The organism is Roseicitreum antarcticum, assembly GCF_014681765.1.
Lineage (GTDB): Bacteria > Pseudomonadota > Alphaproteobacteria > Rhodobacterales > Rhodobacteraceae > Roseicitreum > Roseicitreum antarcticum.
Genome location: NZ_CP061498.1, coordinates 650,325 through 669,367 on the forward strand (window position 1 = coordinate 650,325; position 19,043 = coordinate 669,367).

Here is a 19,043-nt window from a genome sequence, read left to right on the forward strand (position 1 = left end):
GGCGTCGGGGGCGTCGCGACCCGGGGCCGTGTCGGGGCCGTGTCGGTGCCGTGTCGGTGCGGCCCGCGCGGAGGGCCACGCCAGACAACCGGGCCTGTGTCATGCGCCCTGGCCAACGTGCAGGGCGCGCAAGGCTTGGCTTTCCTGCGCTATTGGCAGCGTTGTGCCGCTTGTTGGGCACGCGAAAGCTGTCGCAGCGCCGTCCGCCGCAGGGCGCGGTTTGGACTTGAAACGCGCAGCACCACCCCCTACCACTCGGCCCTCAATGGCCCCCTTGCGACGGGCCTACAGGCACAGATCAGGGGACCAGAATGACAGATCAGGACCGCGCCGCCTTCCGCGCCAGCGTGCAGCATGCCATCGACACCAAGACGAAGCCGCCCGGGTCGCTGGGCCGGATCGAGGATCTGGCGATGCAGGTTGCCTTGGTGCAGCGCAGCCTGACGCCCCGGATGGCGCAATGCACCCTGACGATCTTTGCCGCCGATCATGGCATCGCGACCGAGGGCGTCTCGGCGTTTCCGCAAGCGGTCACGCGCCAGATGGTGGGGAATTTCCTTGCTGGCGGCGCGGCCGCCAATGTCTTTGCCGCGCAGTTGGGCATCGCGGTGCAGGTGGTCGACGCGGGTGTGGCGGGCCCCGCGATGGCCGCGCCGGGCCTGATCGACCGGCGCGTCGGCGCGGGCACCGCCAGCTTTCTGCGCGGCCCTGCGATGACGCCCGCCCAGGTCGAACAGGCGTTGGCGGCGGGTACGGCGATCGCGGGCGCGACATCGGGCGATGCGCTGGCCTTCGGGGAAATGGGCATCGGCAATACCGCCACGGCGGCGATCCTGGCGCATAAGCTGACCGCGCTGCCGCTGGATGTTCTGGTGGGCCGGGGCACCGGGCTGGATGATGCCGGTGTGACGCGCAAACACGACATCTTGGCGCGCGCTGCGGCACGGGTCGCAGGCACGCTGACGCCGATGGAGGTATTGGCCGAGTACGGCGGGTTCGAGATCGTGATGATGGCGGGCGCGATGCGGGCAACGGCGCAGGCCGGGCGCGTGGTGCTGGTGGATGGGTTCATCGCCACGGTCGCCGCGCTGGCGGCGGTGCAACTTGCGCCCGAGATCCGCCCCGCGCTGGTCTTTGCACATCAAAGCGCCGAGGCCGGCCACAGCATAGTGTTGGAGTGGTTGCAGGCCCAACCCCTGCTGTCGCTCGACATGCGGCTGGGCGAGGGGACGGGCGCGCTGCTGGCCTGGCCCATGGTGCAGGCCGCTGCGGCGATGCTGCGCGACATGGCCAGTTTCGACAGCGCAGGCGTCAGCTCGGGCGTCGATTCGGAGGATTAAGCCAGTGACCGGCCTGCGTGATCATCTGGCGGCGCTGATACTGGCGGTGCAGTTCCTGACCCGGCTGCCCTTGCCTTTCGATGTGTTCAGTGCGCCGCGCATGGCGCTGGCGCCGCAATGGTTCGGCGCGGTGGGGCTGTTGACCGGCGGGCTGATGGCCGGGTGTGTGCTGCTGTTCGCGCAGGTGCTGCCCATGTCGCTTGCCGTTTTGCTCAGCGTTACGCTGGGCATCTGGCTGACCGGCGCGCTGCATGAGGACGGTTTCGCCGACACCTGCGACGGGCTGGGCGGCGGGGGCACTGCCGCGCGCGCGCTGGAGATCATGCGCGACAGCCGGATTGGCGCATATGGTGCGTTGGGGTTGATGCTGCTGCTGGCGTTGAAGGTGCTGGCTCTGGTGCAACTGGGGGCCTCGGGCGCGCTGGCGGTGGCTGTGGCATTGGTGGCGGGCCAGTCGGTCAGCCGGGTGATGATGACGGTCGCCTTGCGCAGCGGCGCGTATCTGCGGTCTGGTGGCGGCGCGGGGGCGGCGATGGTGCAGCCCTTCGCGCCCATGGGTTGGCTGGTGCTGGGCCTGTCTGGCGGCCTTGGCGCGGGGCTGGCCGCGACCGTCCTGCCGCTGGGCGCGGTCGCGCTGGGGGGCGTTGCGTCGGCGCTGGGGCTGTTCACCTTGCGTCGGATCTATCTGCGCCGGTTGGGCGGGCATACTGGCGATCTTCTGGGCGCGGTGCAGCAGGTGAGTGAAGTCGCGTTTTATCTGGGGGTGCTGATATGGCTTTGATCCTGGTACGTCACACGCGGCCCCTTGATGCGGCGGGCCGCTGCTATGGACGCAGCGATCTGGCATTGGATGACGGATTCGAGGCGCATGCCGCCCGGCTGGTGGATGCGCTGCCCGCCGTGGCGCGGGTCGTTACCTCGCCGCTGTCGCGTTGTGCGCGGCTGGCCGGGGTTATCGCGGGCGCGCGCGGCCTGCCGCTGACGACCGACCCCCGCCTGACCGAGATCGACTTTGGTGCGTGGGAAGGGGTCGAATGGGATGCGATCCCGCGCGCGGCGCTGGACGCCTGGGCCGCCGATCTGTTGCACGCCCGCCCGCATGGCGGCGAGTCGGTGGCGATGCTGCGCGACCGGGCCTTTGCCGCCTTCGCGCATTGGGGCGCGCAGGGTGCGGGGCAGGGTGCGGGGCAGGGCGGCGACAGCCTGCTGGTGACGCATCACGGTGTTATCAAGGCCGCGCGGTTCCTGACCGAGGGCGCGGCGGCATGGTCGTCGAACCTCGATTTCGGCGGTTGGATCACGCTGTCGGACAAGGTGGTGCCCGATGCAAGCTGACGCCCCCCTCACCTTGATCCTTGGCGGCGCGCGGTCCGGCAAATCCGCGTTGGCCGAAGCCGAGGTGACAGCCCGCCCCGGTCCCTGGACGTATATCGCCACCGCACAGGCTTTTGACACCGAGATGGCCGAACGCATCGCCCAGCACCGCGCCGATCGCGTGCCGGGCTGGCGCACGGTGGAGGCGCCGCTGGATCTGGCGGGCGCGCTGAAGGCGCTGCCCCCTGGCCAACCCGTGCTGGTAGATTGCCTGACGCTGTGGCTGTCAAACCACCTGCTGGCCGAGCATGAGTTGATCGTGGTCAACAACGGCCTGATGGCCGCGCTGCAGGCGCGGCGCGGCCCGGTCTGGCTGGTCGCCAATGAGGTAGGATTGGGCATCGTGCCAGACAACGCGCTGGCCCGCCGGTTTCGCGACGCGGCGGGGCGGCTGAACCAGCAGATCGCGGCACAGGCCGACCGCGTGGTCTTCGTCGCGGCGGGGCTGCCGCTGATGCTGAAGGGCGGGTAGCACCTGTCACGCAGAATTGCGCGCCGTGTTCGTGGCTTATGGAGATGCGATGATCGCAGGTCAGCGCGCGCGGCGCGGGCGTGAAGGAACGCGCCCCGCGCGCGCAGGGCGTTGGAAAAGTTGATACTTGGGGAATTTTCCGTTCGGTAGCGGGGGCAGATGCCTGATCGACGCGGATCGTGGCGCATGCCCCGCGATGCGCCGCGGGCCAGCCTGTCAGCGACCACACCCCTTGGCCGGACCGGTGGTGGCCGCGCCACCTTGCGCCCGGCCTGTGTTCCCGGCACAACATCGTGCATGAGCCAGAAATCCCCACCCCCCCGCCGCACGCCCCCGACCCCCGCACCCGCTGGTCGTCCTGTGGTGGGTATCTTGTGGATGCTGACCACGGGGATGTGTTTTGTCGCGGTGACGGCCATCGTCAAATACCTGGGCACCGAGATGCCCGCCGCGCAATCGGCCTTTTTGCGCTATGCGCTGGGGCTGGTCTTCCTGATCCCCATGCTGCCGTCGCTGGCGCGCGCGCAACTGGACCGGAGGGCGCTGGGGCTGTTTGGTCTGCGCGGCGCGGTTCATTCCATTGGCGTGATCTTGTGGTTTTATGCCATGACCCAGATCCCGCTGGCCGAGGTGACGGCGATGAATTACCTCTCGCCCATCTATGTAGCCATCGGAGCGGCCTTGTTCCTGGGCGAGAAACTGGCGGCGCGGCGCGTCATGGCGATTGCGGTAGGTCTTCTGGGTGCGGTCATCATCCTGCGCCCCGGGTTTCGTGAGATCTCACCCGGACATATCGCCATGCTGGGCACGGCGGTGCTGTTCGCGGGCTCTTACCTGATTGCCAAGGCGATGTCGGGGCGGGTCAATGCGGCGGTCGTCGTGGCGATGGTGTCGATCACGGTGACCATCGGGCTGGCCCCCTTTGCCGCCGTGGACTGGGTCACGCCCAGCCTGCACCAACTGGGTGGCCTGTTCCTGGTCGCGGCATTCGCCACGGCGGGGCATTACACCATGACGCTGGCCTTCGCCGCCGCACCGCTGACGGTGACGCAGCCGGTGACTTTCTTGCAACTGGTCTGGGCGGTGCTGCTGGGCGCGCTGGTCTTTGCCGAACCCGTTGACGGTTGGGTGCTGCTGGGCGGCGGGATCATCATGGCATCGGTCAGTTTCATCACCTGGCGCGAGGCGATGCTGCGCCGCCGCCCGGTCACGCCGACCTCAGTGGAGACGAAGCTGTAAGGGCGCTGCCTTTCAGCGGCCCTTCCAGATCCATCCGCCGCCAAAGATCCGCGTGCCCTCGGGGTCATAGAATACGCAGGCTTGCCCGGGGCTGATGCCTTCCTCAGGCGACAAGAGCGTGACCTCGGCTTCGCCATCGCCCAAGGGGCGCAAGATCGCAGGGCGGGGCGGGCGGGTTGAGCGCAGCTTGACGGATACATGCCATTCCGCCTGGCTGTTCAGGGCCGCGTCGCCCAACCAGTTGATCTCGCGCAGCGGCACGGTACGGGTGGCAAGCGCGGTGCGCGGCCCCACGATCACGCGGCGCGCATCGGGGTCCAGCCGCACGACATAGAGCGGGTCAGCATGCCCGCCGATCCCAAGGCCCCGGCGCTGCCCGATGGTGTAGTGAATCACCCCCGCGTGCTGGCCGACAACATTGCCGTCCATATCCACGATCTCGCCCGGGTCTGCGGCATTCGGTCGCAGTTTGCGGATCACCGCAGCGTAATCGCCGTCGGGCACGAAACAGATGTCCTGGCTGTCGGGCTTGTCCGCCACGCTCAGCCCGTGTTTCAGCGCCAACGCGCGGGTCTCCGCCTTCGTGGGCAGATGGCCCAGTGGGAAACGCAGATAATCCAGCTGTTCGGCGGTGGTGGAAAACAGGAAATACGACTGGTCGCGCACCGGGTCGGCGGCCATGTGTAACTCAGCGCCCTGCGGGCCTGACTTGCGCTGGATATAATGGCCGGTCGCCATGCAATCGGCATCCAGATCGCGCGCGGTCTGCAAAAGGTCCTTGAACTTCACCCGTTCGTTGCAGCGGATACAGGGGACCGGGGTCGCGCCTGCCAGGTAGCTGTCGGCGAATTCGTCAATCACGGCTTCACGAAAAGTGTTTTCGTAATCAAGGACATAATGCGGGAAGCCCATCGCCTCGGCCACGCGGCGGGCGTCATGAATATCGCGGCCCGCGCAGCACGCGCCCTTTTTTGCCAGTGCTGCGCCATGGTCGTAAAGCTGCAAGGTCACGCCGACCACGTCATACCCTTCGGCGGCCAGTTCCGCCGCCACGACCGAGCTGTCGACGCCGCCCGACATGGCCACGACCACCCGCGTATCGGCAGGCGCTTTGGCAAAGCCAAGCGAGTTCAGCGCCGGGGCGTCTGCCTGTGCGCCCATCATCTGCGCTGTCGATGCGATGTCATTGGCCATTGGAACCCTTCCGAAGTTGTTGGGCAATATAGGAAAATGCAATGTATTCTCAACCCCAGACCTAACTGCCCATTAAGCCTCCTGCGCCAATCTCGCCTGCATGACATGTGAAAGCGCGGCAATGGAGGCTGAGATGTATCTGAAACGGATCAATGGTCCAAGGGCTGTCACGCTGCCCGACGGTACTGTTTTAACGCGCGCGGATCTGCCGCCCGAAAGCACACGCCGCTGGGTTGCACGGCGCAAGGCAGTGGTGGTGCAGGCCGTCAACGGCGGCCTGATCACATTGGAAGAGGCGCTGGAACGCTACGACCTGTCCGAGGAAGAGTTCGAACTGTGGCGCGCGGCGATCTCGGAGCACGGGATTCCCGGCCTGAAAGTTACGACGCTCCAAAAATACCGGCATCTTTAGGTTGCATTCACGAAAAGATGTTGGACGGTAACTGTCAGTTAACCTTTACTCGTCAGTGTCCTTCGTATGTGTTTTAACCCGGAGAATCTTTATGCGTGTCCTGCTTGTCGAAGACGATGCCGCTACATCCCGCAGTATCGAACTGATGCTCACCCATGCCAGTTTCAATGTCTATTGCACCGATATGGGGGAAGAGGCGATCGAGCTGGGCAAACTCTATGATTACGACCTGATCCTGCTCGATCTGAACCTGCCCGACATGACCGGGCTGGAAGTCCTGCGCCAGATCCGCCTGGCCCGTGTGGACACGCCCACGTTGATTCTGACCGGCGAGGATGACACAGAAAGCAAGCTGCGCGGCTTTGGTTCTGGCGCAGATGATTATCTGACGAAGCCCTTCCATCGCGAAGAATTGGTGGCACGCATCCATGCGATCATCCGCCGGTCGCAGGGGCATGCGCAATCGGTCATCAACACGGGCCGCATCTCGGTCAATCTGGACGCCAAGGTGGTCGAGGTTGAAGGGAAAACCGTGCATCTGACCGGCAAGGAATACCAGATGCTTGAACTGCTGAGCCTGCGCAAAGGCACGACGTTGACGAAAGAGATGTTTCTCAACCATCTTTACGGCGGACTTGATGAGCCTGAACTGAAGATCATCGACGTGTTCATCTGCAAACTGCGCAAGAAACTGGCCGAAGCGACGGGGGGCGACAATTACATCGAAACCGTCTGGGGCCGTGGCTATGTTCTGCGCGATCCGCTGTCCAACAAGCTGATCCCGCAAAAACACGCCGTACGATCCGCCTTGGGCGCGTAGCGGGCGTTGCTGTCTCGGGCCATGGCAAGGCTGCGGCGGCTGCGCCGTGGTGGGCCAGATGGTGCAGTGGCAAACCCGCGCGCGGCGGGTCTTGGCGTCGATTTGCGCGCATGCAGCATCTGGACCTGAGCGCGCAGCACCCCTATCACATGCGCAGAACGGTGTCTGGGGGGCCAAAGTGGCGCAAGAGAACATTGAAGACCTGACTGAAGCCGCAGCCGCGGCCGAACTGGAGCGCCTCACGGTTCTGCTGGCTGCGGCCAACAGCGCCTACCACGCTGAAGACGCGCCTGTGATGAACGATGCCGCGTATGACGCGCTGCGCCGCCGCAATGCCGCGATCGAGGCGCGGTTTCCCCATCTGAAACGCGCTGACAGCCCGTCTGATCAGGTCGGGGCTGCGCCCGCTGACGGGTTCGGCAAGATCCGGCACAGCATCCGCATGCTGTCACTGGGGAATGCCTTCAACGACGAAGACGTGGTGGATTTCGTGGCGCGCATCCGAAAATACCTCGGGTTTGCGCCCGACATGCCCCTGCGCTTTACCGCCGAGCCAAAGATCGACGGCCTGTCGCTGTCGCTGCGCTATGAGGGCGGGCGGCTGGTGCATGCCGCGACGCGCGGCGACGGTGAAACCGGCGAAGATGTGACGGCCAATGCACGCACCATCAGTGACATTCCGACCCGGTTGACAGGCGCCCCCGATGTGCTGGAGGTCCGGGGCGAGGTCTACATGGCCCATGACGATTTCCAGCTTCTCAACACCCGGCAGGCGGCACGGGGGGCCAAGACCTTCGCCAACCCACGCAACGCCGCCGCGGGTTCCCTACGGCAACTCGATGCCGAGATCACACGCAGCCGCCCGCTGCGGTTTTTCGCCTATGCCTGGGGCACATTGTCCGAACCGCTGGCGGACACGCAGACGGGCAGCGTGGCGCGGTTGGCCGACCTTGGCTTCAGCACCAACCCGTTGATGCAGCTGTGCGATGGCAGCGCCGGGCTCATCGCGTGCTACCGTCAGATCGAGACGCAGCGCGCGACGTTGGGCTATGACATCGATGGCGTTGTCTACAAGGTTGATGATCTGGCGCTTCAGGCGCGGCTGGGGTTCCGCGCGACCACGCCGCGATGGGCGATCGCGCATAAATTCCCCGCCGAATGCGCCTGGACCCGGCTTGAGGCGATCGACATCCAGGTGGGCCGCACCGGCGCGCTGTCCCCCGTCGCCCGCCTGACCCCGGTGACGGTGGGCGGCGTCGTCGTGTCGAACGCGACCCTGCATAATGAGGATTACATCGCCGGGCACGGCGCCAAGGGTGCCCCGATCCGCGAGGGGCGCGACATCCGCGTCGGCGACTGGGTCGAGGTTTACCGCGCGGGCGACGTGATCCCCAAGATCCGTGATGTGGATCTGTCGAAGCGGCCCGCCGACAGCGTGCCCTACGTCTTTCCCACCACCTGTCCGGAATGCTGTTCGGATGCGCCGCGCGATGAAGGCGATGCGGTGCGGCGCTGCGCGGGGGGGCTGATATGCCCGGCGCAGGCGGTTGAACGGCTGAAACACCTTGTCAGCCGGGGCGCGTTCGACATCGACGGGCTGGGCGCGAAACAGGTGGAACAATTCTATCGTGATGGCTGGGTGCGCGAACCGGCGGAAATCTTCACCTTGCGCGATCGCTATGGCAGCGGCCTGCAACAGCTGAAGAACCGTGAGGGGTGGGGCGAGAAATCGGCCGAGAACCTGTTCGATGCGATTGAAGACAAACGCAAAATTCCACTTGCCCGCCTGATTTACGGACTGGGCATCCGCCATGTCGGCGAAAGCTCGGCCAACCTTCTGGCCGGCCATTACGCCACATGGGCTGCGTTCGAGGATGCGATGACCCATGCCACGCCCGACACGCCCGCATGGGCGGATCTGATCGCGGTCGACGGGATCGGCCCGGTCATGGCGGCCTCGCTCAGCGCAACCTTGCAGCAACCCGCCGAACGCGCGCTGATCGACCGGCTGGTCACGCAGTTGCAGGTGGAACCAGCAACCGTGCGCGGCGCGACCGACAGCCTGGTGTCGGGCAAGACCGTGGTTTTTACCGGCACGCTGGAGCGCATGACCCGGGCCGAGGCCAAGGCGCGGGCCGAAGCATTGGGGGCAAAGGTCGCAGGCTCGGTCTCGGCGAAGACCGACATCCTGGTCGCGGGGCCGGGGGCGGGGTCGAAGGCTGCAAAGGCCGCCGATCTGGGCATCAGCGTGCTGGATGAGGACGGTTGGCTGGCGCTGATCGGGGCGCAATAGATGGCGGGTCGCCCCGAGGCGCTGTTTCCGCTGTTCGCCGGGCTGGAAACGCTGGGTGGCATTGGGCCCAAGACCGCGCAGAATTTCGCGTCGTTGTCGGTGGAACGCCCGCGCGACCTGCTGTTTACCCTGCCGCATGCCGGGGTGGACCGCGCGCGCCGCGCCAGTCTGCGCGACGTGGTGCCGCCTGATGTGGCAACGGTGGAGGTCAGCGTCGGGCGGCATTTCCCGCCCGCCAGCCGTGGCCGTCCCTACCGGGTGATGGTGCACGATGACGCGGTAGAGTTCATCTTGCTGTTCTTTCGCGCGCATGGTGAGCATCTGCAAAAGCTGCTGCCCACGGGGCAGCGCCGCATCGTCTCGGGCAAGGTAGAGCTTTTTGACGGCGTGCTGCAAATGGTCCACCCCGATCACATCCTCGCCCCCGACGAAGCCGCGGATTTACCGATGTTCGAGCCGGTCTATCCCCTGGCGGCAGGCCTGACTCAGAAGCTGATGGCGAAAAGTGTCGCCTCTGCGCTGCGCCTGCTGCCCGAACTGCCCGAATGGATCGACCCGGGTCAGAAGGCGCAGGCCGGGTGGCCTGACTGGGCAGATGCGTTGCGCGCGGTGCATGCGCCCGCAGGCCCCGACGATCTGACGCCGACCAGCGCGGCCCGGGTGCGGCTGGCCTATGATGAGTTGATGGCACATCAACTGACACTGGCGCTGGCGCGCGACGGGTTGCGGCGCGCGCCAGGGATGGAGACGCGGGGGAACGGGGGGCTGCAGGCCCGCGCGCTGGCGGCGTTGCCCTATGCGCCGACAGGTGCGCAGACCCGCGCGATTGCCGAGATCACCGCCGACATGGCCGCGCCGCGCCGGATGAACCGGCTGTTGCAAGGCGATGTGGGCGCGGGCAAGACGCTGGTGGCGCTGATGGCGCTGTTGACGGCGGTCGAAGGGGGCGGGCAGGGCGTGCTGATGGCCCCGACCGAGATTCTGGCGCGCCAGCATCTGGAAGGTTTGCAACCCTTGGCCGAGGCGGCGGGCGTGGTGCTGGAATTGCTGACCGGGCGTGACAAAGGCGCGGAACGTACCGCGAAACTTGCCGCGCTGGCGGCGGGGGACATCCAGATCCTGGTAGGCACCCATGCGGTGTTCCAGAAGGGGGTGGAATTTGCTGATCTGCGCCTTGCGGTGATTGACGAGCAGCATCGCTTCGGCGTGGCGCAGCGCATGGCGCTGGGGGCCAAGGGGGCGCGGGCCGATGTGCTGGTGATGACCGCGACGCCGATCCCGCGCAGTCTGGCGCTGTCGCAATATGGCGATATGGATGTGTCGGTGCTGGATGAAAAACCGCCGGGCCGCAAGCCCGTGACCACGGCGTTGGTTTCGACCGCGCGCATTGCCGAGGTGGTGGAAAAGCTGCGCGCCGCCGTGGCAGACGGCCGACAGGCCTATTGGGTCTGCCCGCTGGTCGAGGAATCCGAGGCCGTAACCCTGACTGCCGCGCAGGTGCGGTTTGAACGCCTGCGCGCCGCGCTTGGCGAGGGGGTGGTGGGGCTGGTGCACGGGCAGTTGCCTCCGGCCGAGAAGGACGCGGCCATGGCACGGTTCGTCGCCGGGCAAACCGGCGTGCTGGTCGCCACGACGGTGATCGAGGTGGGGGTGAACGTCCCCAATGCCTCAATCATGGTGATCGAGCGCGCCGAAAGTTTTGGCCTGGCGCAGTTGCACCAATTGCGGGGCAGGGTGGGGCGCGGTGATGCGGCGTCCACATGTTTGCTGATGTACGAGCCGCCACTGGGCGAGACAGCGGCGCGGCGGCTGAAGCTGCTGCGCGACACCGAGGACGGGTTTCGCATCGCCGAAGAGGATCTGGCCATCCGGGGCGCGGGCGATCTGATCGGCACCGCGCAATCCGGCCTGCCACGGTTTCGCATCGCCGATCTGGAACGACAGACCGCGCTGATGGCGGTGGCACAATCGGATGCGCGCGCGTTGCTGGCGCAAGATCCAAAACTGCATAGCCCGCGCGGGCAGGCGGCGCGGGTGCTGCTGTACCTGATGGAACAGGATAAGGCGATAAAGCTGCTGTCGGTGGGGTAATGCGCCCCATTGCGTGAAACCACGCACGGCACAGCACCCCCCATACTGACACCCAAAACGCCGAAATCCTCATTTGTTCCCTTTTGTTCTCACAAAGTTCTTGATTTATACGTGAGCATATGTGAACAAAGGGTCAACACGCAGCGAATGAGGAGCCGGTGTCATGGTAAAAGACCTCAAGTCAATCATCGCCCGCAATCAGGCCACGCTGGCCGAGGATGCGGTGGGGATTTGTGCCCTGATGGTGATTTTACTGGTCGGCCTGTATCTGCCGCTGTTGGTGTGACCCTGCCTGCGGTCTGACAGGGCGGCGCATTTGTCCCGCGCCCCCTCTCCCTTGCCTCGGAGCCATCAGACCCAACACTTGCCGCCGCGCTGCCCCTGAGGCACGCGGCGGTTTTTTTATGCGGGATGTCAGGCGTCTGCGTGCCCCCGAAGGGGGGGGGCTGCGCGATCACTCCGCCTCAAATTCCAGCAGCAGATCCTTGGCGTCGATCTGGGTGCCGGGCTGAACATGCACGGCCTTGACGGTGGCGGCACGGTCGGCATGCAGGCCGGTTTCCATCTTCATCGCCTCGATCGTCAGAAGCAGGTCGCCGGTGTTGACCTTTTGCCCGGGCGTTACCGCGACGCTGGCCACGGCACCGGGCATCGGCGCGCCGACATGGGCGGGGTTCGACGCATCGGCGGTCATGCGTTGCGCGGTTTCAGCCTTCACCTTGCGGTTGGCTATCCGCACGGTGCGTGGCTGGCCGTTGAGCTCGAAGAACACCCGCACATCGCCGTCATCGGTGGTTTCGCCCAGGGTGATCAGCCGAACTTCCAGCTTCTTGCCGGGGTCGATCTCTACCGAGATCTCATCGCCGGGCTGCATGCCGTAAAAGAAGGTGCGCGTCGGCAGGCTGCGTACCGGGCCATAGATGCGGTGGCGGCCCATGTAATCGAGGAAAACCTTCGGATACATCAGGTAGCCGTTGAGGTCTTCTTCATCGATATTGTAGCCCTCCAGCTCCTCGGTCAGCTTGGCGCGGGTTTCGTCCAGATCGACGGGGGGCAGCGACTTTCCGGGGCGCTCGGTCAGGGGTTTCTCGCCTTTCAGCACCTTGTCGCGCAGGGCTTCCGGCCAGCCGCCATGCGGTTGGCCCAGGTTGCCCTTCATCATGTCGATCACGCTGTCGGGGAAACTCACATCCTTTTTGGGGTTTTCCACATCGGCGCGGCTGAGGCCTTGCGTCACCATCATCAGTGCCATGTCGCCCACCACCTTGGAGGACGGTGTGACCTTGATGATATCGCCGAACATCTGGTTGGCCGAGGCGTAGGCACGCGCCACTTCGGGCCAGCGGTCTTCCAGCCCCAGGCTGCGGGCCTGCGCCTTCAGGTTGGTGAACTGGCCGCCGGGCATTTCATGCAGATACACCTCGGAGCTGGGGGCCTGCTGGCCGGTTTCAAACGCCGCATAATGGCCGCGCACCTCTTCCCAGTAATCCGAAATTTCACGCACTGCGGCCATGTCCAGCCCGGTGTCACGGTCAGTATGGCGCAGGGCTTCGACAATGCTGCCCAACGTGGGTTGGCTGGTGTTGCCCGACAGCGCGTCCATGGCGCAATCGACAGCATCCACCCCTGCCTCGGCAGCGGCCAGAATGGTCGCCCCGCCCAGCCCGCTGGTGTCATGGGTGTGGAAATGGATCGGCAGTCCGACCTCTTCCTTCAGGGTGCGGATCAGAACCCGGGCCGAGGCGGGTTTGAGCAGCCCCGCCATGTCCTTCAGCCCCAGCACATGCGCGCCCGCATCGCGCAGCGCCTTGCCCATGGAAACGTAATAGGCCAGGTCGTATTTCGCGCGGTTGGCGTCCAGCACATCGCCGGTATAGCAGATCGTGCCTTCGCAGATCTTGTCGGCCTCCAGCACGGCATCCATGGCGACGCGCATGTTTTCAACCCAGTTGAGGCTGTCGAACACGCGGAACACGTCAACGCCGGTTTCGGCGGCGCGCGCGACAAAAGACTGCACCACGTTGTCGGGATAGTTGGTATAGCCCACGCCGTTCGACCCGCGCAGCAGCATCTGCGTCATAAGGTTGGGCATGGCGGCGCGCAGATCGCGCAGCCGCTGCCAGGGGCATTCTTGCAAGAAGCGGTAGGCCACATCGAAGGTGGCCCCGCCCCAGCATTCCATGCTGAACAGTTGCGGCAGCTTATGGGCATAAGCGGGGGCCACGCGGATCATATCGATGGACCGCATGCGGGTGGCCAGCAGCGACTGATGCGCGTCGCGCATCGTGGTGTCGGTGATCAGCACCTGTTTTTGCGCGGCCATCCAATCGGCCACCGCCTGCGGGCCTTTTTCCTCCAGCAGGTTGCGCGTGCCGTAATCGGGCGCGCTGTCGCTGACGCGGGGTGCGACGGGGTCGGGCAGGTCCACCGGCGGGCGCACGCGACCTGCGGTTTCGGGATGCCCGTTCACCGTGATATCGGCGACATATGTCAGCAGTTTCGTCGCACGGTCGCGGCGTTTCTTGAAGGTGAAGAGGTCCGGCGTCGTGTCGATGAATTTGGTCGTGTAGGTGTCGTTTAGGAAGGTCGGGTGCTTCAGCAGGTTTTCCACGAAGGCGATATTGGTGGACACGCCCCGGATGCGGAATTCGCGCAACGCCCGGTCCATGCGGGCGATGGATTCTTTGGGCGTCGGCGCCCATGCGGTGACCTTCACCAGAAGCGAGTCATAGTAGCGCGTGATGACGCCCCCTGCATAGGCCGTGCCGCCGTCCAGACGGATGCCCATGCCGGTTGCGGAGCGATAGGCGCTGAGGCGGCCATAATCGGGGATGAAGTTGTTCATCGGGTCTTCGGTTGTGACCCGGCATTGCAGCGCGTGGCCCGACAGCGTGATGTCGCCCTGGCTGGGCGCGCCGGTGGCATCGGACAGGCTGGCGCCTTCGGCCACGCGGATCTGCGCCTTCACGATGTCGATGCCGGTGACTTCTTCGGTGACCGTGTGTTCCACCTGCACGCGGGGGTTCACCTCGATGAAATAGAATTGCTCATCATCCATATCCATCAGGAATTCGACAGTGCCCGCGTTCTGATAGCCAACCGAGCGGCCGATTTTCAGCGCAAGGTCGCAGACTTCGGCGCGCTGCGCTTCGGTCAGATAGGGGGCAGGGGCGCGTTCCACGACTTTCTGGTTGCGGCGCTGTACGGTGCAGTCGCGTTCAAACAGGTGGTAAAGGCCACCATGGGTGTCGCCGATCAACTGCACCTCGACGTGGCGGGCGCGCTGGATCATCTTTTCCAGATAGCCTTCGCCATTGCCAAAGGCGGATTCTGCCTCGCGCCGTCCCTCGCGCACTTTGGTTTCCAGTTCATCCGCCGACAGGATGGGGCGCATGCCGCGTCCGCCGCCGCCCCAGCTGGCCTTGAGCATGATGGGATAGCCAACCTTCTCCGCCATCTCACGGGTTGCATCCATGTCGTCGCCCAGCACTTCAGAGGCCGGGATGACCGGCACGCCCGCCGCGATCGCCACGCGGCGCGCGCTGGCCTTGTCGCCCAAGGCACGCATCGTCTCGGCGCGCGGCCCGATAAAGGTGATCCCGGCATTCACGCAGGCATCCACCAGAGCGGGGTTTTCCGACAAGAGGCCATAGCCCGGATGGATCGCATCGGCGCCCGACATCTTGGCAACGCGGATGATCTCTTCAATCGACAGATAGGCTGCGACCGGGCCAAGGCCTTCGCCGATCCGGTAAGCCTCATCGGCCTTGAAGCGGTGCAGGCCCAGCTTGTCCTCTTCGGCATAGACGGCCACGGTGCGTTTGCCCATTTCATTGGCAGCGCGCATGACGCGAATGGCGATTTCCCCACGGTTGGCGATCAGGATTTTCTTGAAGGCGGCCATGTGTGTCCCTTGTTGTGTCGGGCTGAAGTTTTCAGCAATTATCTGTCGCTTATACGATATTTCTGCATCGCGGCAAATCGTTTGATGTGCGCGCTAACATCTCAGGGTAGTTCTGGCTGCCTAACAAACAGGCAATCCGCCGCCTGATCGGGCCGCGTAATACCCATCTGCATCATGTTGGCGGCCATATCCTCGCGCAAGATGTGCAGCAGGTGCGCCGCGCCCTGTGGCCCAAAGGCGCCGAGCGCATAATGCCATGCGCGCCCAAGCATGACGAAATTTGCCCCCATGGCAAAACCGCGCAGAATATCAAGGCCACTTTCCACGCCGGAATCGAAGATCAGCGGATAGTCCGGCCCCACGGCAGCGCGCACCGCCGGAAGGGTGGTGATGGACGGTGGGGCGGCGTCGAACTGCCGCCCGGTATGGTTCGACACCCAGACGGCATCGACCCCAGCTTCCTTCAGCCTTGCAGCATCCGCGCCCTCCATCACCCCCTTGACGATCAACGGCCCGTCCCATTCGTCGCGCACCGCGCGCAGATAATCCCAATCGGGCGCGGCGCGCAGCAGGTAGCCCGCATGGGCGGTCGAAGACGCGTTCTTGTCGGTTTTCAGATACCCCTCCATCAATTGCAGGCGGGGCGTTCCGTTGCGCAGCGTGCCTAAAGACCATGCCGGCCGACGCGCCATCTGCCACAGCATGCGCGGCGTCAGTTTTGGCGGAATGGCCAGTTCGGCCCGCCGCTGGCGTTCCCGGCGTGAAGTGCCGGGCACATCCACCGTCAGCACCAGCGCCTGAAACCCGCTGTTCTTCGCACGCGCCAGAAGATCGCGCCGGATCTCGGGGTCGGTCGGCGGATAAAGCTGGAACCAGCCCATGGCACCCGCAATAGGCCCGATCTCTTCTGGAAGGCGCGTGGCGACAGTGGACAGGCCGTAGGGCAGGCGTTCGCGCGCGGCCAGCGCGGCCAGCGCCTGTTCCGCCCCCGGCCAGATCAGCCCCGACATCCCCAAAGGGGCAATGCCGAAGGGCACGGTGTAATCGACCCCCATGAAGGTCGTGCTCAGGTCCGGCACGATCTTGCCGCGCAACACGGCGGGCCGGAACAAGACCGCGTCAAGGGCGGCGCGGTTATGCGTCTTCACCGCCTCGGTTCCCGTGGCGCTGTCGACATATTCCCACACGAAATGCGGCACGCGGGTGCGGCAGCGGTGACGCAGATCGGTGAGGGCGGGGTAAATCAGGTCCATATCCATGGCGTGACTATACGCAGGCGCAAATCCGCCGCAAGTTGGGCCGAATGGGATTTGTGATAAAAGAATGCAAGAACAGAGTGCGAACAAATCTTTTACTCTGGCGCGCTTCGCGTTAGGATAGATGCCATGAGCAATTTTGACGATTCCGACGCCTTTGAGGCGGCAAGCCAGTCGCATTCGGCCCGAGCACAATCGGCCCGTGCACAATCGGCGCAGTCCCAATCGGCGCAATCCCTGTCCGCCCGCGCCATGGCAGCGCGGCCTACGCCGTATCTGGACGGGCTGAACCCCGCGCAGCGGCAAGCGGTGGAAACGCTGGATGGCCCGGTCTTGATGCTGGCGGGCGCGGGCACTGGCAAGACCCGCGCGCTGACGGCGCGCATTGCGCATCTGTTGACCATGGGCAAGGCCCGCCCCAATGAAATTCTGGCGGTGACCTTCACCAACAAGGCCGCGCGCGAAATGAAGCTGCGCGTCGCAGCATTGTTTGGTCAGAGCGTCGAGGGCATGCCCTGGCTGGGCACCTTCCACTCGATCGGGGTGAAACTGCTGCGCCGCCATGCCGAACTGGTCGGGCTGAAGTCGAATTTCACGATTCTGGATACCGACGATCAGGTGCGGCTGATGAAGCAACTGATTCAGGCCGAAGGCATTGATGACAAACGCTGGCCGCCGCGCATGCTGGCGGGCATCATCGACAATTGGAAGAACCGCGCCTGGCGCCCGGATGCCGTGCCGGTCGAGGAAGCGGGCGCGTTCAACAACCGCGGGATTGAGCTCTACGCCGCCTATCAGGCGCGGCTGCGTACCCTGAATGCCACCGATTTCGGCGATCTTTTGTTGCATTGCGTGACTTTGTTCCAGACCCAGCCCGATATTCTGGCGCAGTACCAGCGCTATTTCCGCTATGTGCTGGTGGACGAATATCAAGATACCAACGTCGCACAGTACCTGTGGCTGCGGCTGCTGGCAGGCGGGCACAAGAATATCTGCTGCGTGGGCGATGACGATCAGTCGATCTATGGCTGGCGCGGCGCCGAGGTTGGCAACATCTTGCGGTTTGAACGCGACTTTCCCGGCGCGCATGTGGTGCGGCTGGAACAGAATTACCGATCCACCCCGCACATCCTTGCAGCCGCCGCCGGTGTTATCGCTGGGAATGAAAACCGGCTGGGCAAGACCCTCTGGACCGATGTCGAAGAGGGTGAGAAGCTGCGCCTTATCGGCCATTGGGACGGCGAGGAAGAAGCGCGTTGGATCGGCGATGAGATCGAGGCGCTGCAACGCGGCACCCGCAACCTGCCGCCGGTATCGCTGGACGGCATGGCAATCCTGGTGCGCGCCAGCCACCAGATGCGCGCGTTCGAAGACCGTTTCCTTACCATCGGCCTGAATTACCGCGTCATCGGCGGCCCGCGTTTCTATGAACGTTTGGAAATCCGCGATGCGCTGGCCTATTTCCGCCTCGCCATCAGCCCGGATGACGATCTGGCGTTTGAGCGGATCGTGAACACGCCCAAGCGCGGCCTTGGCGACAAGGCGCAGCAGACCATCCAACGCAGCGCCCGCGACGCCGGGCTGCCGCTGGTCGAAGGCGCGCGCCGGTTGGTCGAGGCAGGCACGCTGGGCGGCAAGGGTGGGCGCGAATTGCGCGAGCTGACCGACGGGCTTGCCCGCTGGCACCAAGGCGTGCGCGACGGGCGCAACCATATCGAACTGGCCGAGATGATCCTCGACGAATCCGGCTATACCGGCATGTGGCAGGCCGACAAGACGCCAGAGGGGCCGGGGCGGCTCGAAAATCTCAAGGAACTGATCAAGGCGCTGGAGCAGTTTGAAAACCTGCAAGGCTTCCTCGAACATATCTCGCTGATCATGGATAATGAGCAAGAGGAAGGCGCCGAAAAAGTCACCATCATGACGCTGCACGCCGCCAAGGGACTGGAATTTCCGGCCGTGTTCTTGCCGGGGTGGGAGGATGGGCTGTTCCCCTCGCAACGCTCGATGGACGAAAGCGGCCTCAAGGGGGTGGAAGAGGAACGGCGGCTGGCCTATGTCGGCATCACCCGGGCCGAGGCCCTGTGCACCATCAGCTTTGCCGCCAACCGCCGGGTTTACGGGCAATGGCAATCACAGATGCCGTCGCGCTTCATTGATGAATTGCCCGCCAATCATGTGGATGTCCTGACCCCCCCGGGGCTTTATGGCGGGGGCTTTGGCGCGGCAGGCGGGGCGGATTTCGGCGGCACAACGGGTGGCGGCGGATCGACGATCGAAACGCGCGCAGCCTCGGCCGATGTCTATAACTCGCCGGGCTGGAAGCGGCTTCAGGACCGCAGCGCCCGCCCTGTCACCCAACCGCGCGAGGCGCGCAACATGGTGATCGACTCCACCGCCTTGCCTGCGTTCGCGCCAGGCGACCGGGTGTTCCACCAGAAGTTCGGCTATGGCCGTGTTGAAACGGTCGAGGGTGACAAGGTTTTCGTCGATTTCGAGAAATCGGGCGCGCGCCATATCGTGGCGCGCTACGTCGTGCCCGCAGACCGTGTGGATGACGTGCCGTTCTAAGCTGTGGGTGCAGTCCTGATCCCGCACATATACCGCCATCACAACCGCGCAAGCCGGTGTCGATTTCGCCCGCCCGT

Annotated in this window: 14 protein-coding genes; 11 read left to right on the plus strand and 3 right to left on the minus strand. The window is 64.9% G+C overall.

Features of this window, described 5'->3' with window-relative positions; all coding sequences use genetic code 11:
- The first annotated feature begins 311 nt into the window (after positions 1-311).
- The 5 genes from cobT (at position 312) to H9529_RS03045 (ending at position 4,425) form a co-directional block, all read left to right on the plus strand.
- The gene (gene cobT, locus H9529_RS03025) at positions 312-1,340 is read left to right on the plus strand and encodes a nicotinate-nucleotide--dimethylbenzimidazole phosphoribosyltransferase (protein ID WP_092891254.1); all 1,029 of its coding nucleotides are present in this window, start codon (positions 312-314) and stop codon (positions 1,338-1,340) included.
- Positions 1,341-1,344: 4 nt separating this feature from the next.
- Positions 1,345-2,121, plus strand: coding sequence for an adenosylcobinamide-GDP ribazoletransferase (gene cobS, locus H9529_RS03030; RefSeq protein ID WP_176847213.1), 777 nt, complete (start codon positions 1,345-1,347; stop codon positions 2,119-2,121).
- On the plus strand, positions 2,112-2,675 hold the full coding sequence (locus H9529_RS03035) for a histidine phosphatase family protein (protein WP_092891250.1): 564 nt from the start codon (positions 2,112-2,114) through the stop codon (positions 2,673-2,675). Before cobS ends, H9529_RS03035 begins: the two co-directional genes overlap by 10 nt.
- Complete coding sequence (gene cobU / locus H9529_RS03040) at positions 2,665-3,186, plus strand: bifunctional adenosylcobinamide kinase/adenosylcobinamide-phosphate guanylyltransferase (protein WP_092891248.1); 522 nt, start codon at positions 2,665-2,667, stop codon at positions 3,184-3,186. Before H9529_RS03035 ends, cobU begins: the two co-directional genes overlap by 11 nt.
- A 297-nt stretch (positions 3,187-3,483) precedes the next feature.
- Positions 3,484-4,425 carry a DMT family transporter gene (locus H9529_RS03045; RefSeq protein WP_176847230.1) on the plus strand — a complete coding sequence of 314 codons (942 nt, stop codon included), beginning with the start codon at positions 3,484-3,486 and terminating at the stop codon, positions 4,423-4,425.
- A 12-nt stretch (positions 4,426-4,437) separates the two neighbouring features.
- Here the strand turns inward: H9529_RS03045 and mnmA are convergent, their stop codons facing one another.
- Positions 4,438-5,586: a tRNA 2-thiouridine(34) synthase MnmA gene (gene mnmA / locus H9529_RS03050; RefSeq protein ID WP_092891438.1), complete on the minus strand. Its 1,149-nt coding sequence runs from the start codon at positions 5,584-5,586 to the stop codon at positions 4,438-4,440.
- A 166-nt stretch (positions 5,587-5,752) separates the two neighbouring features.
- On the opposite strand from mnmA, the gene sciP reads away from it, so the two are divergent.
- From sciP to H9529_RS21055, 5 genes are all read left to right on the plus strand, one after another.
- Positions 5,753-6,031, plus strand: a complete 279-nt coding sequence (sciP, locus tag H9529_RS03055) for a CtrA inhibitor SciP (RefSeq protein WP_092891244.1) — start codon at positions 5,753-5,755, stop codon at positions 6,029-6,031.
- Between the two features lie 91 nt (positions 6,032-6,122).
- The gene (gene ctrA, locus H9529_RS03060; RefSeq protein WP_092891242.1) at positions 6,123-6,851 is read left to right on the plus strand and encodes a response regulator transcription factor CtrA; all 729 of its coding nucleotides are present in this window, start codon (positions 6,123-6,125) and stop codon (positions 6,849-6,851) included.
- A 178-nt stretch (positions 6,852-7,029) separates the two neighbouring features.
- Complete coding sequence (ligA, locus tag H9529_RS03065) at positions 7,030-9,144, plus strand: NAD-dependent DNA ligase LigA (protein ID WP_223814276.1); 2,115 nt, start codon at positions 7,030-7,032, stop codon at positions 9,142-9,144.
- Positions 9,145-11,235 carry an ATP-dependent DNA helicase RecG gene (recG, locus tag H9529_RS03070; protein WP_092891238.1) on the plus strand — a complete coding sequence of 697 codons (2,091 nt, stop codon included), beginning with the start codon at positions 9,145-9,147 and terminating at the stop codon, positions 11,233-11,235.
- 163 nt (positions 11,236-11,398) lie between these two features.
- The gene (locus tag H9529_RS21055) at positions 11,399-11,521 is read left to right on the plus strand and encodes a hypothetical protein (protein ID WP_092891236.1); all 123 of its coding nucleotides are present in this window, start codon (positions 11,399-11,401) and stop codon (positions 11,519-11,521) included.
- Between the two features lie 168 nt (positions 11,522-11,689).
- Here the strand turns inward: H9529_RS21055 and H9529_RS03075 are convergent, their stop codons facing one another.
- Together H9529_RS03075 and H9529_RS03080 are read right to left on the minus strand one after the other, a co-directional pair.
- Positions 11,690-15,139: a pyruvate carboxylase gene (locus H9529_RS03075; protein WP_092891234.1), complete on the minus strand. Its 3,450-nt coding sequence runs from the start codon at positions 15,137-15,139 to the stop codon at positions 11,690-11,692.
- A gap of 101 nt (positions 15,140-15,240) precedes the next feature.
- Positions 15,241-16,398 (minus strand): alpha-hydroxy acid oxidase, encoded by a 1,158-nt coding sequence (locus H9529_RS03080; RefSeq protein WP_092891232.1) that lies wholly within the window; start codon positions 16,396-16,398, stop codon positions 15,241-15,243.
- A gap of 126 nt (positions 16,399-16,524) precedes the next feature.
- Between H9529_RS03080 and H9529_RS03085 the strand changes: the two genes are divergently transcribed.
- Positions 16,525-18,966, plus strand: a complete 2,442-nt coding sequence (locus H9529_RS03085; RefSeq protein ID WP_092891230.1) for an ATP-dependent helicase — start codon at positions 16,525-16,527, stop codon at positions 18,964-18,966.
- Positions 18,967-19,043: the final 77 nt, after the last annotated feature.

Bases quoted from the DNA above. Each gene is read 5' to 3' on its own strand.
- H9529_RS03045 (WP_176847230.1), top strand. From the start codon at position 3,484: ATGAGCCAGAAATCCCCACCCCCCCGCCGCACGCCCCCGACCCCCGCA.
- H9529_RS21055 (WP_092891236.1), top strand. From the start codon at position 11,399: ATGGTAAAAGACCTCAAGTCAATCATCGCCCGCAATCAGGCCACGCTG.
- recG (WP_092891238.1), top strand. From the start codon at position 9,145: ATGGCGGGTCGCCCCGAGGCGCTGTTTCCGCTGTTCGCCGGGCTGGAA.
- ctrA (WP_092891242.1), top strand. From the start codon at position 6,123: ATGCGTGTCCTGCTTGTCGAAGACGATGCCGCTACATCCCGCAGTATC.
- H9529_RS03085 (WP_092891230.1), top strand. From the start codon at position 16,525: ATGAGCAATTTTGACGATTCCGACGCCTTTGAGGCGGCAAGCCAGTCG.
- H9529_RS03075 (WP_092891234.1), bottom strand. From the start codon at position 15,139: ATGGCCGCCTTCAAGAAAATCCTGATCGCCAACCGTGGGGAAATCGCC.
- sciP (WP_092891244.1), top strand. From the start codon at position 5,753: ATGTATCTGAAACGGATCAATGGTCCAAGGGCTGTCACGCTGCCCGAC.
- H9529_RS03080 (WP_092891232.1), bottom strand. From the start codon at position 16,398: ATGGATATGGACCTGATTTACCCCGCCCTCACCGATCTGCGTCACCGC.
- cobU (WP_092891248.1), top strand. From the start codon at position 2,665: ATGCAAGCTGACGCCCCCCTCACCTTGATCCTTGGCGGCGCGCGGTCC.
- H9529_RS03035 (WP_092891250.1), top strand. From the start codon at position 2,112: ATGGCTTTGATCCTGGTACGTCACACGCGGCCCCTTGATGCGGCGGGC.
- mnmA (WP_092891438.1), bottom strand. From the start codon at position 5,586: ATGGGCGCACAGGCAGACGCCCCGGCGCTGAACTCGCTTGGCTTTGCC.
- cobT (WP_092891254.1), top strand. From the start codon at position 312: ATGACAGATCAGGACCGCGCCGCCTTCCGCGCCAGCGTGCAGCATGCC.